This is a genomic window from Chryseobacterium panacisoli (genome assembly GCF_008274625.1).
GTDB lineage: Bacteria > Bacteroidota > Bacteroidia > Flavobacteriales > Weeksellaceae > Chryseobacterium > Chryseobacterium panacisoli.
In genome coordinates this window covers 568,238-583,326 of record NZ_VTRU01000001.1, presented here as the reverse complement: position 1 = coordinate 583,326, position 15,089 = coordinate 568,238, and the positions used below count along the sequence as shown (strand labels likewise).

At 36.4% G+C, this 15,089-nt stretch carries 15 protein-coding genes; 4 read left to right on the top strand and 11 right to left on the bottom strand.

Features of this window, described 5'->3' with window-relative positions:
• Window positions 1-3: 3 nt before the first annotated feature.
• The 3 genes from FW781_RS02770 (at window position 4) to FW781_RS02760 (ending at window position 5,500) form a co-directional block, all read left to right on the top strand.
• Window positions 4-1,065, top strand: a complete 1,062-nt coding sequence (locus tag FW781_RS02770) for an efflux RND transporter periplasmic adaptor subunit (protein WP_047385338.1) — start codon at window positions 4-6, stop codon at window positions 1,063-1,065.
• A 7-nt stretch (window positions 1,066-1,072) separates the two neighbouring features.
• On the top strand, window positions 1,073-4,261 hold the full coding sequence (locus tag FW781_RS02765; protein ID WP_047385337.1) for an efflux RND transporter permease subunit: 3,189 nt from the start codon (window positions 1,073-1,075) through the stop codon (window positions 4,259-4,261).
• A gap of 168 nt (window positions 4,262-4,429) precedes the next feature.
• Window positions 4,430-5,500: a hypothetical protein gene (locus FW781_RS02760; RefSeq protein ID WP_149386011.1), complete on the top strand. Its 1,071-nt coding sequence runs from the start codon at window positions 4,430-4,432 to the stop codon at window positions 5,498-5,500.
• A gap of 78 nt (window positions 5,501-5,578) precedes the next feature.
• Here FW781_RS02760 and FW781_RS02755 read toward each other — a convergent pair whose 3' ends face one another.
• The 10 genes from FW781_RS02755 to FW781_RS02710 form a co-directional block, all read right to left on the bottom strand.
• Entirely contained in the window at window positions 5,579-6,025 is a 447-nt protein-coding gene (locus FW781_RS02755) for a KTSC domain-containing protein (protein WP_047425278.1), read from the bottom strand.
• A 149-nt stretch (window positions 6,026-6,174) separates the two neighbouring features.
• Window positions 6,175-7,071 carry an aspartyl protease family protein gene (locus tag FW781_RS02750; RefSeq protein WP_149386010.1) on the bottom strand — a complete coding sequence of 299 codons (897 nt, stop codon included), beginning with the start codon at window positions 7,069-7,071 and terminating at the stop codon, window positions 6,175-6,177.
• A gap of 187 nt (window positions 7,072-7,258) precedes the next feature.
• The gene (locus FW781_RS02745; protein ID WP_149386009.1) at window positions 7,259-8,023 is read right to left on the bottom strand and encodes a hypothetical protein; all 765 of its coding nucleotides are present in this window, start codon (window positions 8,021-8,023) and stop codon (window positions 7,259-7,261) included.
• 208 nt (window positions 8,024-8,231) lie between these two features.
• Complete coding sequence (locus tag FW781_RS02740; RefSeq protein WP_149386008.1) at window positions 8,232-8,612, bottom strand: VOC family protein; 381 nt, start codon at window positions 8,610-8,612, stop codon at window positions 8,232-8,234.
• Between the two features lie 271 nt (window positions 8,613-8,883).
• On the bottom strand, window positions 8,884-9,564 hold the full coding sequence (locus FW781_RS02735) for a DUF2306 domain-containing protein (protein WP_149386007.1): 681 nt from the start codon (window positions 9,562-9,564) through the stop codon (window positions 8,884-8,886).
• Window positions 9,565-9,682: 118 nt separating this feature from the next.
• Entirely contained in the window at window positions 9,683-10,264 is a 582-nt protein-coding gene (gene nudK, locus FW781_RS02730; protein ID WP_149386006.1) for a GDP-mannose pyrophosphatase NudK, read from the bottom strand.
• 41 nt (window positions 10,265-10,305) lie between these two features.
• Window positions 10,306-11,211, bottom strand: coding sequence for a TIGR01777 family oxidoreductase (locus tag FW781_RS02725; RefSeq protein ID WP_149386005.1), 906 nt, complete (start codon window positions 11,209-11,211; stop codon window positions 10,306-10,308).
• A 24-nt stretch (window positions 11,212-11,235) separates the two neighbouring features.
• Complete coding sequence (locus FW781_RS02720; protein WP_149386004.1) at window positions 11,236-11,580, bottom strand: hypothetical protein; 345 nt, start codon at window positions 11,578-11,580, stop codon at window positions 11,236-11,238.
• Between the two features lie 5 nt (window positions 11,581-11,585).
• Entirely contained in the window at window positions 11,586-12,179 is a 594-nt protein-coding gene (locus FW781_RS02715; protein ID WP_149386003.1) for an HPP family protein, read from the bottom strand.
• Entirely contained in the window at window positions 12,180-13,085 is a 906-nt protein-coding gene (locus FW781_RS02710) for an arginase family protein (protein WP_149386002.1), read from the bottom strand. It lies immediately after the preceding gene.
• 336 nt (window positions 13,086-13,421) lie between these two features.
• Between FW781_RS02710 and FW781_RS02705 the strand changes: the two genes are divergently transcribed.
• Window positions 13,422-14,447, top strand: coding sequence for a methyltransferase (locus tag FW781_RS02705; RefSeq protein ID WP_149386001.1), 1,026 nt, complete (start codon window positions 13,422-13,424; stop codon window positions 14,445-14,447).
• 147 nt (window positions 14,448-14,594) lie between these two features.
• Here the strand turns inward: FW781_RS02705 and FW781_RS02700 are convergent, their stop codons facing one another.
• Complete coding sequence (locus FW781_RS02700; RefSeq protein WP_149386000.1) at window positions 14,595-14,921, bottom strand: helix-turn-helix domain-containing protein; 327 nt, start codon at window positions 14,919-14,921, stop codon at window positions 14,595-14,597.
• Between the last annotated feature and the right edge of the window lie 168 nt (window positions 14,922-15,089).

The window sequence follows — 15,089 nt, the reverse complement described above, 5'->3', positions numbered from 1 at the left end:
AAAATGAAAAAAACTTTAATATATATCATCGTAGCAGCAGTACTGGTAGGTTTAGCCGCTTACAAGATTGCCGGGAACAAAGAAAAGCAGACGCAGGAAGTAAAAGAAGTTGCCAAGCAGGTAGATAAAATCAATGTTAATATTGTAACCGTTACAAGAGAAAATATTGATACAGATTACTCTGCCAACGGGACTTTCATTCCTAAGCAGGAAATGAACCAATCCTCTGAAATTGCCGGACGTATTGTAAGCGTTTTGGTAAAAGAAGGTTCAAGAGTAAGTGCAGGCCAGGTGTTGGCAACGATCAAGAGAGACGCTATCGAAGTGGATGTTACACAGGCTCAGAATAATTTGCAAAATGCGATTATCGATAATCAGCGTTATGAAAATGCCTTTAAAACAGGAGGTGTTACAAAACAACAGGTTGATAACTCAAGACTTCAGCTGAAAAATGCACAGGCAGCTGTGAAAGCTCAGGGAGTAAGAGTGAATGACACCAGCATCCGTGCAGGTATCAGCGGAACAATCAATAAAAAGTTGGTAGAACCCGGAACAGTTGTTTCAGTAGGAACTTCTATGTTTGAAATCGTTAATATCAACAGCTTAAAACTTTCTGTTTTAGTGGATGAGAGCCAGATCGGGAAAATCCAGTTAGGTCAGGAAGTTCCGATTAAAGTAAATGTTTTGCCTGAAGATTCTTTCGCAGGTAGAATTACATTTATCGCTCCTAAAAGTGATGCTTCTTTGAATTTCCCTGTGGAAATTGAAGTTCAGAACAGAGGAAACCTAAAAGCGGGGATGTACGCAACAGCTAAATTCAGTACAAATAATGGTGCAGAAACTCAGAATATGATGACGGTTCCTGCAGAAGCCTTTGTAAACGGAGTAAGTTCAGGACAATTATTCGTTGTTCAGAATGGTGTTGCTAAATTGATTAAAGTAACCATCGGAAAAGTTTACGGAGATAAAGTTCAGGTTCTAAGTGGACTGAATGGAGGAGAGCAGGTAGTAACCAGCGGACAGATCAACCTGGATAACGGATCTAAAGTGAACATTATAAAGTAGCAGATCTATGAAGTTAGCAGAAATATCGATTAAAAGACCCTCGCTGGTAATTGTATTATTTACAATTCTGACGCTGGGAGGTATCCTGAGTTATACGCTCATGGGATACGAATTGATTCCGAAGTTTGAAACCAACATGGTAACAATTTCTACGGTGTATCCGGGAGCTTCACCTGCAGAGGTGGAAACATCCGTGACCCGAAAGATTGAAGATGCCGTAGGTTCCCTGGAAAACGTAAAAAAAGTAGAATCTTCTTCATATGAGAGTTTATCCGTAATCATGGTTCAGCTGAACGATGGTGCCGATGTAGACTACGCTTTGAATGATGCCCAGAGAAAGGTAAATGCTATCCTTGCAGACCTTCCGGATGACGTGAAAGCACCCTCTCTGAATAAATTCTCTTTAGATGATCTACCAATTATCACGATGAGTATTTCATCTGATAAGCTGAACAGTAAGGACCTTTATGACTTACTGGATAAAAAGATTGAACCTATTTTCTCCCGTGTAAACGGTGTGGCCCAGGTTGACCTTGTAGGTGGACAGGAGAGAGAAATTCAGGTGAACCTTGATGAGAAAAAACTGCAGGGGTACGGACTTTCAATCGGAGACGTACAACAGTCAATTCTTTCCTCAAACCTTGACTTCCCTACAGGAAGTTTGAAAACGAGAACTACAAAATCTACGATCAGATTATCAGGAAAGTATAAGTCTACTGAAGAAATGAACAATCTTGTAGTTTCCAATAAAAATGGAGCTCAGGTACGTTTGTCTGATATTGCAACCGTTTTTGACTCTCAGAAAGATGTTGAAAAAGTAGCGAGATTCAACCAGTTCCCAACTATTTTGATGCAGGTTAAAAAACAATCTGATGCGAATGCCGTTGCGGTATCTGAAAGTGTTCAGAAAACAATTAAAACAGTAGAAGAAGCATACAAAGTTCAGGGAGTAAAAGTAAAAATCGTAAACGATACTACAGAATTTACCCTTGAATCAGCAAACCACGTTATTTTCGACTTATTCTTAGCGATTATCCTTGTGGCAATTGTGATGTTATTATTCCTTCACAGTATCAGAAACGCGTTTATTGTAATGGTTTCTATCCCGGCTTCATTGGTGGCAGCGTTCATCGGAATGAACTTAATGGGATATACTTTGAACCTGATGAGCTTACTGGGATTATCCCTTGTGGTAGGTATCCTTGTGGATGATGCGATCGTAGTGCTGGAGAACATTTACCGTCACATGGAGATGGGTAAAAGTAAAATCAGAGCTGCGTATGACGGAGCTTCAGAAATTGGATTTACCGTTGCTGCGATTACATTGGTAATTGTGGTGGTATTCTTGCCGATTGCAATGAGTTCAGGTCTTGTGGCCAATATCCTGGCACAGTTCTGCGTCACGGTAGTTATTGCAACCCTATTATCATTGCTGGCTTCATTTACCATCATTCCTTGGTTATCATCAAGATTCGGTAAATTGGAACATTTGACAGGTAAAAACTGGTTTGAAAAATTCATTCTTTGGTTTGAAGGATTAATCGACAAGTTTACACACTGGATCACAGGTATCCTTGAATGGTGTCTGAAAACGACCTTAAGAAGAATATCAACAGTGGTTATTACATTCATTGTCTTAATCAGTTCATTTATGCTGGTAGCATTTGGTTTCATTGGAGGTGAATTCTTCCCGCCAATCGATCGTGGTCAGTTCCTTGTACAAATGGAATTATCAAAAGATGCAACCGTTGAAAAAACAAACCAGTTAACATTAGATGTTGAGAAGTTTTTAAGAAATGATAAAGATGTTGTAGACCTTATTACAACCGTTGGACAGCAGTCTACAGGTTTTGGTGGAGCGCAGGCAACCACTTATCAATCTGAAGTTCAGGTAAACTTAACAGATAAGTCTGAACGTTCTGAAAGTACCAATATCAAAGCGGCGAAAATAAAAAGGCAGTTAGAGGAGAAATTCACAGGAGTTGAGTTTAAAACAGCTCCAATCGGTATCATGGGTGCTGAAAATGCTCCTATTGAAATGGTAGTAACCGCTGCTGATAACGCTACCGCTGTAAAAGAAGCAACAAGAATCTTAGAACTACTGAAGAAAGTTCCCGGAGCTGTAGATGCGGAATTATCAACAGATACAGGGAGCCCGGAAGTTCAGGTAAGTATTGACAGAGATAAAATGTCTTCTCTAGGTTTAAATCTTTCAAGTGTAGGACAGACAATGCAGACTGCATTCAACGGAAACACAGACGGGAAATTCAGAGCCGGAGAATATGAATATGATATTAATATCCGTTTTGGAGACGTCAACAGACAATCCATTGATGATGTTAAAAACCTTATGTTTACAAACCCTCAGGGGCAGCAGGTTCGTTTAAGCCAGTTTGCTGAAGTGAAAATGGGTTCAGGACCAAGCTTACTTGAACGTAGAGATAAATCTCCTTCTGTAAAAGTAAGAGCAAAAGCAGTAGGTAGACCGGTAGGGGACGTAGCTAATGAGTGGGCAAACCAGTTCATGAACAGCACCAAAAAACCTGTAGGTGTAGATTATATCTGGAGTGGAGATATGGAGAACCAGCAGGAAGGTTTCGGTACGTTAGGAATTGCTTTATTGGCAGCTATCGTATTGGTATACCTGGTAATGGTTTCACTATATGACAGTTTCGTATATCCTTTCGTGGTATTGTTCTCAATTCCGTTAGCGATGATCGGAGTTATGGTGATTCTTGCACTAACAGCCAACTCACTGAACATCTTCACCATGTTAGGGATGATCATGTTGATTGGTCTGGTAGCGAAGAATGCGATCCTTATCGTTGACTTTACCAATGCAAGAAAAGCCGCGGGTGCTAATACCCACGATGCCTTAGTACAAGCCAACCACGCACGTCTTCGTCCGATCCTGATGACAACGATTGCGATGATCTTCGGTATGTTACCGATCGCATTGGCAACTGGTGCAGGAGCTGAGATGAACAAAGGTCTTGCATGGGTAGTAATCGGTGGTTTGACATCGTCTTTATTCCTTACCTTGATCATTGTACCGGTAGTTTACTCTCTATTTGACTCTGTTCTACGCAGAATGGGTAAAGATACCAAAGTAGACTATGAAGCTGAAATGAAAGCAGAGTATGTACACAGAGAACTGAATGAAGACGGATTTACTCCGAAGCATTTAGATAAATAAAAATTAAACCTTTAATTGACCGAAAGTGCCTCAGATTTTCTGAGGCGCTTTTTGTTTGTAATTCCCGGTGATTTCTAATAATTATTTTTAAAGTATATTTGCCATCCATTGTTTTACATTGGACACATTTAGGCAAATTTTGAAAACCTATAAAAATTATAAACACAAATGAAAAAATTAATTTTGCTATCTTTATTGTATTGCACTAACATGGGTGCGCAGAACTTATACTGTACAATGACAAGTTATTCTAATAACGTCATGTACGATTATATGAATAAACTGAATAATAACAGCGGGGCACAAATGTCATCAAACTATTTGTTCAGTAATGGCAGTTCAAATATTGGCAGTGCATCATTCGACTCTTCTTCAAACATGATTTTTACTCTTAATTCAAGTTTGAATGTATTGGGTAAATATAATGTCGGAAATGATACATTTTCATCATTACAGCTTCCTTGGCCTGCCAATACCGCAGAACTGTATGTAAATGTTGCCATGGCTAACGGAAGATTATTTGCTGTTAAAGAAAGTTCTTCCAATATTGTTTCTGTGTGTGAATTTAATAAACTAACAGGAAATCTTATTTCTGAACATATTTATACAACGCCTTCCCTTAGCGGTTTTTCGGATTTTGCCTTTTGCCAGGAAACCAACGAACTTGTACTTTTGGTGAATAGTAAAATTGTTAAATATAACATTACAACAGGGAGTGAAACATCATTCAATTTACCTTCAGCAGGTTATACCAGTATTGTGCCTGTAAATCAGAAGCTTTATGTTACAAAGCAGAATACTGTTTCAGGAAATATAGTGTTTACTATAGAATCTTATCAATTATCCACTGGTAACCTGGTCAGTTCCAATGTGCTTTCCACAACCTTTACAGAGGTGGATGAGGGAATCAGTAACTTATGTTTCCTGGGAGTTACCAACGAACTTGTAGGTACCATAAGTTCACAGAATGAAATCAGGTTGCTGAAATTCAATATCGGTACATATGCTGAGAGCTTAACCCATCTTTTTTGGGGACCTTATTATTTTTTAGGAGACATGGTGGCCACTACTCCTATGCCTACATTATCAACACATGAAAATCTGGATAAAATCAAAAGTAAGAAAATAAAGAATGTTTATGATATATCAGGGAAGAAAATTTCTCCCGATACCAAAGATCAGATAATCATTCTGGAATATGAAGATGGAACCCATAAAAAGGTATTTCAAAAGAGATAAAAATCCATTGAGAATTCCGGTCATAAAAAAGGCTTCCCGTATACACAGGAAGCCTTTATATATTATATCTGAAAGAAATTATTCTGCCATAGCCTCTCCGGACTTTCTGTAGACAAAGTTTCCGTAGATATGTCTTCTTGCAAAACGGCTTGGTGAATCAGCATTGACCATCTTGATGTAGGTATTTCTTGGAACTCCCATATACTCATACATGTTTCCATTCAAATGTTGAACAGTCAAAATTGATTTTTCAAGATAAAAATCCTGAATATTAGATTTTGTAGTCGTTTCTGTGTATTCTTCTTTATATTTATCCTGCGTTTCAGAATTAATGCTTACCAAAAAGTGATATGCTTCAATCACAGACTTGCTTTTTTCTTCAGCTTCTATTTTTCCGGCTTCATCATTAATGAATTTATCAGGATGTGTATCTTTCATCACATTTCTGTAAATAGTCTTTAATTCTTTTAAAGTAACATTTTTATCTACTCCAAGAAGTGTTCTGTGTTCACCAATTTTTTTCATATCTCTAACCCTTATTTTCGGGGTGCAAAATTAAGCAATTAAATTCAAAAAACCATAACTTATTCATTATTAATTTATTTCGTAGACTGTAAAGTGAAAAAATTATCGTAGGTACAGACAGGTAGAATTTGTATAGTTAACCCTTAGAGTTAATTAAACCCAGAATACAGATTTTTATTAAGTTTAAAATAAATAAATCCGTTCTTAAAATCAATAACGGTGTCAAATCTTTTTAAAAACTGATTGCCAAAAAATCCCGCCATTTTTTCCGTTGCATCAATTCCTTCTGTAGAGCGTGAGAGTGTAATCGGGAGGTTATAAAGATATTTTTGGGCGAATTTTGCAGCCGGACAAAGCACTACAGGCATTTCATACACTGAACCATCAGAACCTCTTGCTGTAGCTTTGCCTATGGTTTTCATCATTTTTGCCAACCCGTTATTTTCGGCAAAAGGAGAAGCTATCGTAAGAACATCATCCGCTCCGCTGTCAAGTCCGAAAAATCCTGAATATTCTTTACCATTCATTATTAGACTGCTTTCTACAGCAGGATAGTTGTCAATCATGTGAAGCCTTAGCCTTTCATATCCCGCTAAATCAATAGACCGGTCATTTTCTTCGTAAAACCGGATTTCTTTTTTATGATAATCAAGTTCAATGATTTTTCCTTTCATAAGGTCTGTTCCGAAAACCCCGTCAAAATTGGCAGAATCATAGGGTATAAGAGTAAGCAGGATCTCTTTCTTCTGGATATCCCCAAACTGCACCGTATTGTGGCTGCTGTAATCAACGGTATTTACCCCGTTTGAACCTTTGTTTTCAGACTGCCCATCAATAGCAAGGGGTATTTTTTTCTTTGCATTGATATTGATGACGGAACCATCGGCACCTGTATCGAAAAGAAATTTTATACTGTCAGTTTTATTGACTTTGCAATAGATGTAAACGGAATTATTTTCCAGGGAAAAAGGAAGGATAATGGGCCCCTTTTGGGCTGACGTTGCTATCGAAAATAACAAGATCAGAAAAATAACAATGAGTTTCATGGAATTAGTTTTATATAAACGAAAATAATTGTAATCGTGGCTTCCACAAAGAAATAACAGGCTATTAACCCTCTTTTAACCGTTTCTTAACCGTTCTCAATAAAAGATCAGCAAATAAAAAACAGTACCCAATCTGAGTACTGTTATTATATTTTTAATAATTAAATCTTTCAATTTTTGAATCAGCCTATGGCTCATCACAAGTTCTTTTCAACTTTGTAAAGATTTTATCAAAATCCTTGTAAGAGGTTACCTCATCTTCACGTTTCTGTCTGAAACTGCTGTTGGCACAGTTGTGAAAGCCAAGACCGATAAGGTCTATCAGTGCATAATCTTCTTTCTGCGGATCATTCATTTTGGCATCAAATCTTGCCATTACGCTTTTCGGATCAGCATTATTTTTACTCTTAAGCTCAGTATAATTTTTCCATGCAATAAACATCTTTTCTCTGTCTGGAGAAGAGATGGCATCAATCTGTTCTCTGCAGGTATTGTAATATTTACTGTTTCTAAGGGTGGAAGGATCAGAATAAGCAAGGATTTCTTCTTTATTCAGCTGGTATTCATTTTCAAAAGAATCAATGGTTTCTTCCATTAATTTTTTCCATCTTGGAAGATCAATGACTTTAAGGCTGTACAATTCCTTTTTCTTTTCCTCATACTGCTTTTCAAGGTCCTGTAAGTAAGCTTCTCTGTTTTGGCGGATTTCTTCAAGCTGGGAAAGTTTAAAAACAGGGCGGGTGTCAAATACAACCCCATTGAACTGGTACAAAAGCTTATTGACTCCGTCTATTTCTTCTTTTTTGTATTTAGCCGAATCAAAGTACCCTTTATTATCACAATTAAAAGTCTGATAACTGTAGGGTGTCAGATTGTTTGCTTTTGCAGGAGTTTTTTGCCCCCAAATAGTAATGGATAAGGCTAAAGCAAGCCCGATCATCATTTTTTTCATGTACATAACCTGTTGAAAGAATCCGGATTTTCTGAATTTCACTGCAAAATTAAGGCTTTAAATTCAAAAAATAAAGGATTAAATAGATTTTCTCAATGGTTTTTGCAAATTTTATATGAATTTTATACTGCTGATTTTTATTTTAAAAATTGTAGTCCATCAAATCTTTTAAAATGAATAGTAAACGGCTGATATAGAGTAGTGTATGTTAATGGTGATTGCTTACTTCAATAAGATTCTGATCCGGATCACGGAAATAAACCGATTTTATTTTACCTGTAGCTCCGGTTCTGTCTACAATCCCTTCAATGATTTTTATATTTTTCAGTTTCAGTTCTTCCATCACCTCATGAATATCTGTCTGTGCAATAAAGCAAAGATCAGCAGAACCACAGGTTGGAGTCTCTGCTTTAGGCTCAAATTCATATCCTTTCTGATGCAGATTGATCTTTTGATTTCCAAAGATGAGCGCCTTTCTGTTTTCTCCAAAAACAACGGCCTCAAATCCCATGACATCTGTATAAAATGCAATCGTTTTATCAATGTCTGCCACAGTTAAAACAAGATGGTCAAGGTTTTTAATTTCCATAAATTAGTTTTTTAAGCATCAATTCTGATCAAAAATAAAGATATTTATAGATCTGATCTTCTGTTCTTGATTGTTTTTTTTAATTTAAAATAATAGATTTACATGAATTAAAACAAAAACCATGATATATTATTTTTTTCTTCTTTTCATTATTGCTGTTTTTGGGGGAATCGCTTATCTGATCATGCGTTTTTTCGGCAAATGGACCCGGAATAATAAATATGAATTACTTTTTAATGCTTTCATATTTCTGGCAGCATTTTTTCTGGTATCATTTCTCGGTATTTATATTTTCCTTTCCACTCTTGATTTTTCCCGTTAGCAAACGATCTTTTCTGAGGATTGCATATGCAATGCAAAGGTTAATCAAAAGGGCAGCCCATACATTCAGTCCATAAAAAAGCTCATAATCGTGATGTGCTTCATTATACAACAGATTCTTAACGATTCTGAAAGTAATTGCCGTCGTGGTTACCGCATAGCTTAACATCATATAATTTCTATGCCTGATAACATTTCCTTTTTTAACAGAAAGTACAGCAGCAACAGTGAAATAAGCCCAGAGAATATCCTGAATCAGAAATCCTGTAATTCCGGTAAGGCCTCCATTGGAAAACAATCCCAGGACAAAGCATGCCGGAACATTAATGATCAGAATGTTGTAAACGTATATTTTCCCAATGATCTTATGAAGGTTTCTGTTTTCCTTTAAAAACCGATTGGAAAATTGCGTAAGGCCAGCCAGAAGGCAAAGCGTAATAGAAAAAATATGAATGTAAAAGAAAGCCATCCAGTACGGATTGCCGACTACCTGCTGCTTAAATGCCAGAAATCCGATGTTTTTATCAAACGATGTATATTGGGAAATCGTTTTCAGCATCAGAATGCTGAAAATCAAAACTGAAAATACAGCTGTTACTTTAATGATTTTTAGTCCCAACAATTTCATCATTCGTGGATTATTGTAAAGTCTCGTGAATGTAATTTACTCTTCCAAAACTTCTCTGATCTGTTAAATATACCTCTTGCTCATCATTGATCATCAATCAATTATCAATGATGTTCTAATTCTACATGATTCCTTTGATTCGTAAATGCTGCAAAAGCATAATGGTCTTGGCATCTTTAATTTCCCCAGTATCAATCATTTTCAGAGTTTCTTCAAAAGAAAGTTCCAGAACTTCTATATTTTCACCTTCCTCTTCCAATCCACCGCCGTCTGTAATTTTCATTTCATTTGAATATTCTGCAATAAAGAAATAGAGGATTTCCGTTACAGATCCAGGCGACATATAAGCTTCAAAAACCTTTTCAATTTTGGAAATCTTATAACCCGTTTCTTCTTCTGTTTCGCGTTTTATACAGTCTTCAGGATTATCATTATCCAAAAGCCCTGCACAGGCTTCAATGAGCATTCCTGTCTCATTGCCGTTGATATAAGTCGGAAGCCGGAATTGTCTGGTGAGAATAACGGTATCTGAAAGTTTGTTGTACAGAAGAATAACCGCTCCGTTTCCACGGTCGTAAGCTTCTCTGCTCTGAGTTTCTGTAGTTCCATCCTTTTTTAAAGCAGAATAGGTGACCTTGTTTAAAGTGTACCAGTTGTCTGAAAGGATTTCTGTGTTTAATAAGGTGATATTGGGGTTTTTCATTAGAATAAAAGTTGAAATATTTTTTAATTAAATTCTTGCAGCTATTTCTTTAATAAATCTTTTAAAGCACTTTCTAAATCAGGAAACTTAAAATGAAAACCAGCATCCTGAATTTTCTGTGAAGAAGCTCTGGAACCTTCCAGTATGGCCGTAGCCAGCTCTCCGAAGATGAGTTTCAAGACAAATCCCGGAACATTCGGCATGAATAAAGGTTTTTCAAGTATTTTGGCCATCTTTTTTGTAAGGTCTTTATTAGTAGCATGTTGAGGAGAAACAGCATTATAAGCTCCGTCCATTGTTGAGTTTTTTAAAGCAAACTCATAAATAGAACAGATATCTTCAACATGAATCCATGGCATATATTGCTGCCCGCTTCCTAAAGGTGATCCTATATAATATTGAATCGGAGGTATCATTTTCTTTAAAGCTCCATCTTTTTCGGAGAGTACAACAGCAGTTCTTATTTTCACCACTCTTTCTGCCAGACCCTGCTCTTTGAAAGCGTCTGCAGCTCTTTCCCATAAAACTACAACTTCACTTAAAAAATCATTGCCTGGAGGATCACTTTCAGTATAAATCTTTTCCGAAGTTTCAGTACCATAAAAATTAATTCCTGAAGCTGAAATAAAAGACTTAAGCTTGATTTTATTTTTTCTTAAAGCAGTGCGGAGTAATTCTGCTGAATCAATGCGGCTTGAGATCAATTCTCTTTTCCTTTCCGGAGTCCAGCGCCTTTCTGAAATATTGGCACCGGCAAGATGAATGATGTGAGAGACATTTTCCAGAGCTGCTTCATCTATATTTCCTTTTCTGATATCCCATTCATATTCATGATCATGTTCTTTTTTTCGGGTCAGAAATCTTATTTCATATTCCTTGCCCATCTTTTTGGCCAGTTCTTTGGCGATCATGCCACTGGCTCCGGTGATCAGAACAACTTCTTTCATAATACTTTCTTTAAGGTGTAGGGGCTATGCCTGGTTCTTTACAATCAGTATAAAATCATCTTCCAGAAGTTTATAGCCATAATCATAAATAAACTTGTATTCAGAACCGTTTTTATAGACTTTCAGGTTGGTGAAATAATCAAAATCAAAACCTAGGCCATCCATCCTGGATCTGGGTACTTTTGTTTTACCATCAGTATTGATTTCCATCAGGATGCGGTAATTTTTGCGGAGTTTGTTGTTCACATTCCGCATCAGGTTGTTAGAATCCTTATTTTGCTTATTGTTATAGGCGTTACGGCAGGCATCGTTGCAAAACTTTTTATCAGACCTTCCGATGATTTTTTCGCCACATTCCAGACAATTCATGATCTTTATTTTAAGTGATGGGTGTGTCTTTTCTTCAACAGTTTTTTAAACATGCTGTGAGTAGGATAGCTTCTGTTGGGAGTAATATTATTAAAAAATAATGCTACAATCAGAAGAATAATGCAACCTGACAGAACAGGGGAGAGAACGTACCAATATCCCAATTCCGGAATTTTACCGGTAGAGCTTACGGCAATGAGGGCAGTAGCACCACCTGGCGGATGCAGGGTTTTGGTGTACTGCATCAATACTATAGAAAAAGCTACCGCCAAAGGAGCAGAAAGCCAGATAATATCCGGAACAAACTGATAAACTGTAACCCCTACCAATGCAGACAGTACATGTCCGCCTACAAGATTTCTGGGTTGTGCCAGCGGGCTCTGTATGGCTCCGTAAATCAAAACACTTGAGGCTCCAAAAGAGCCGATCAGGAATATATTCTCAGTTTCTGCTAACGAATGAGACTGGATAAATGCAATGATCCCAATTCCGAAGAATGCACCCAAAAATGACCAGAAATGTTCTTTGTAATCAACTAGCGTTTCTTTGTAGATTACATACTTGGAAACTCTGAATGTTCTTTTTATGGTCTTCTTCATTTAGTCTTCTTTATTTTTTATAATTTGAATTAAATTTTCTATAAATGGACGGGTATACATTCCGGTTTCATCATAATCAGGATCTAAAATAGTAATCTCTATCCCAAAACACAATGGACTTTCAAATAAAGTTTCCAGTATTTCTCTGAGATCTTCATAGCTGATTCCGTCTTCTGTTCTGCTGTCTACAGCCGGCATTATCTCATCTTTCAGAATATCCACATCAAAATGAATGAAAAAACCGTCCAGATCTTTATCATTCACCATTTTCAGAAAGTTTTCAGCAGTTTTCCTGAAGCCATTCTCTCTGAGACGGTAAAGATCATAATAATGAATATTGGAATAGATAATTTGATTAACATATTCTTCATCCTCTGTTTCTGCATTTCCGCAGCAGAAAATATTTTCCTCAGCTAAATAAGGCTTTAAACCATCAATATTGGTCAGTTTCTCATGTCCGGTTCCGGTAATGATGGCGAGATCCATTCCTGCTGCACCTCCGGTTTCTGAAAGTTCTGGTGGGATAAAATCTGTGTGCCCGTCAAGATAAAAGAGCCCGAAGTTTCCCAGTTTTTTCAAAGCAATGGCATTTCCAATCAGGATGCTGCAATCGCCGCCCAGAATAATATTGAATGTATTCTTTTCGTAATTTTTAACAATATACTCAGCCTGTTTTTTGGCATATTCAATAATAGGATCTGCATTTCTGACATTTGACTCCTCATCAAAGTCCATTGAATATTCCGGAGCATCAAGTCTGAAAATTTTTTTAGGAGTAATTCTACGATGAAAATCAAATTTTCTGAGCCAGTCCGGAAGTTTTCGAACGCCCGGTTCTATCTCATGTTCCTTCTTTGTAAGTCCCAAATTGAGAGGGAATTCAAAAATATTGATATTCCTTTTCATAGATGAATTTTGACAAAGATACGGAATTATCCGTTTGTAAATGGATAGCTATATAACAGGAGTAATCATTCATGTTAAATTTTGTCAAAAGGTTAGGAATTATTTCATAAATAAATTTTTAAGAGCATTTACAAGTACTATTTTATTTCATATTATTTCTTTCGGAAAAAGTAGTATTTGTCAATATTATAAAATGATAATTCACTTATTAAATTAAATTATTGTATTTAACTGTCTTGTTTTCATGTGATTAAATTGTGTTTTTATTTCACGTAATTGTGTTTTTTTATAAATTTGATACTATTATTGTTTAAAAATAAATTAAAAACTAGTACTATGAAAAAACAACCCGTTAAACCGGAATTTACTTTTAAAATGTTTGAAGTTTTGAGCCGGATGTGGCTAGTGGGCTGTGTAAAAACAGCTGCGGAGCTTAATATTGCAGACCAGCTGGCATATGGGCCCAAAACAATCTCTGCATTGGCTGCAGAAACCCATTCCAACGAAAAAGAACTGTACCGGATTATGAGAGCCCTCAGCAGTGAAGGTATTTTTGAAGAACTGGACAACAGGACTTTTGCATTAAATGATTTCGGAGCAGCTTTGCAAACGAGTGTTCCCGGAACAGTAAAAGATTTTATTATAGCGAATGTGGGAGAACATTTTCCCGGTTTTGCAGACCTTATTTATGCTGTTCAGAAAGGTAAAGTTCCTTTTGAACACGTTCATGGGATGAATATCTGGGAATATTATAAAAAACATCCGGAGCTGGGTGCAAACTTCGGAAGAGGAATGACTGGTTTGTCCGGAATGGTTTTGAATGGTATTGTAGAAAACTATGATTTTATACCCTATAAAACAATTGTAGATATAGGCGGAGGTAATGGCGCAATGATGTATGCGATGCTGAATGCATCACCTGAAAGTTCAGGAATTATCTTTGATGAAGCCCACGTTACTGAAAAAACACTTCAGCTTATTCCGGAAAATTTAAAAGACCGGTGCACAGTTGCTACAGGGAGTTTTTTTGAAAAAGTTCCTTCAGGAGCAGATCTGTATACCATGAAATGGATTATTCATGACTGGAATGATGATGAATGTGTACAAATTCTAAAAGTCTGTTACAATGCAATGCCCCAGGGAGCCAAATTATTGATTGTAGATGCAGTTATTCCCGATGACAGCAAAAATGAGCCCCATATCTCAAAGTTATTTGATATTGTAATGATGGCATGTCTTACCGGAAGAGAAAGAACATTGAACGAATTTAAAGATCTTCTGGAAAGATCAAGATTGAAGTTCAGCAGAGTTGTACAAATCGGGACAGAGGTTAAAAGTATTGTAGAATGTGAAAAACCATAAATTTCAATTCTAAGTTAGATGATTAAGTAGAGAGGTCCTCAATAATTTTGTTGAGGACTTTTTTATTCATTTAATATAATGATTGCCGTAAAAAAAAGTCAGAATAGAAAAATTCCATTCTGACTTCAATATTTTAGTTTATGATTTCTATTTTTTAAGCCTTTCGATCTCTTCTTTCAACAGACTTATATATTCCTGCATCGTTTTAATGATTTCTATGCTTAATTCATTATTTATATTAGTAGTATTATTATTGCCAATATTACCTGCAGAGCTATCATTAAAAACAGGATTCTCGAAGATAAATTTTGCTTCCTCTTCTTCGTAAATTTCCTCAATAGGTACCTCGAGAAATTTGGCGAGTTTGTTCCATTCTGTCTGTGTAATAGATACAGCACCGCTTTCTTTTTTGCTATAATTGGAAACGTCAGTGGGAATCACTTCAGCCATTTGTTGCTGGGTGAATCCTTTCATCTTTCTTACTGTACGGAGTTTTTCTTTATTGCATATCAGACATTTTTACAAATTTGCAAAAAAAAATTAAATTAAATAGAAAAAACCTTGTTAATGCATCTGTTTTTCAATGTTTTTTTAAGAGAGAAAAATATTTTAGGGCATAGTTTTTCATCATTAATTTTTACT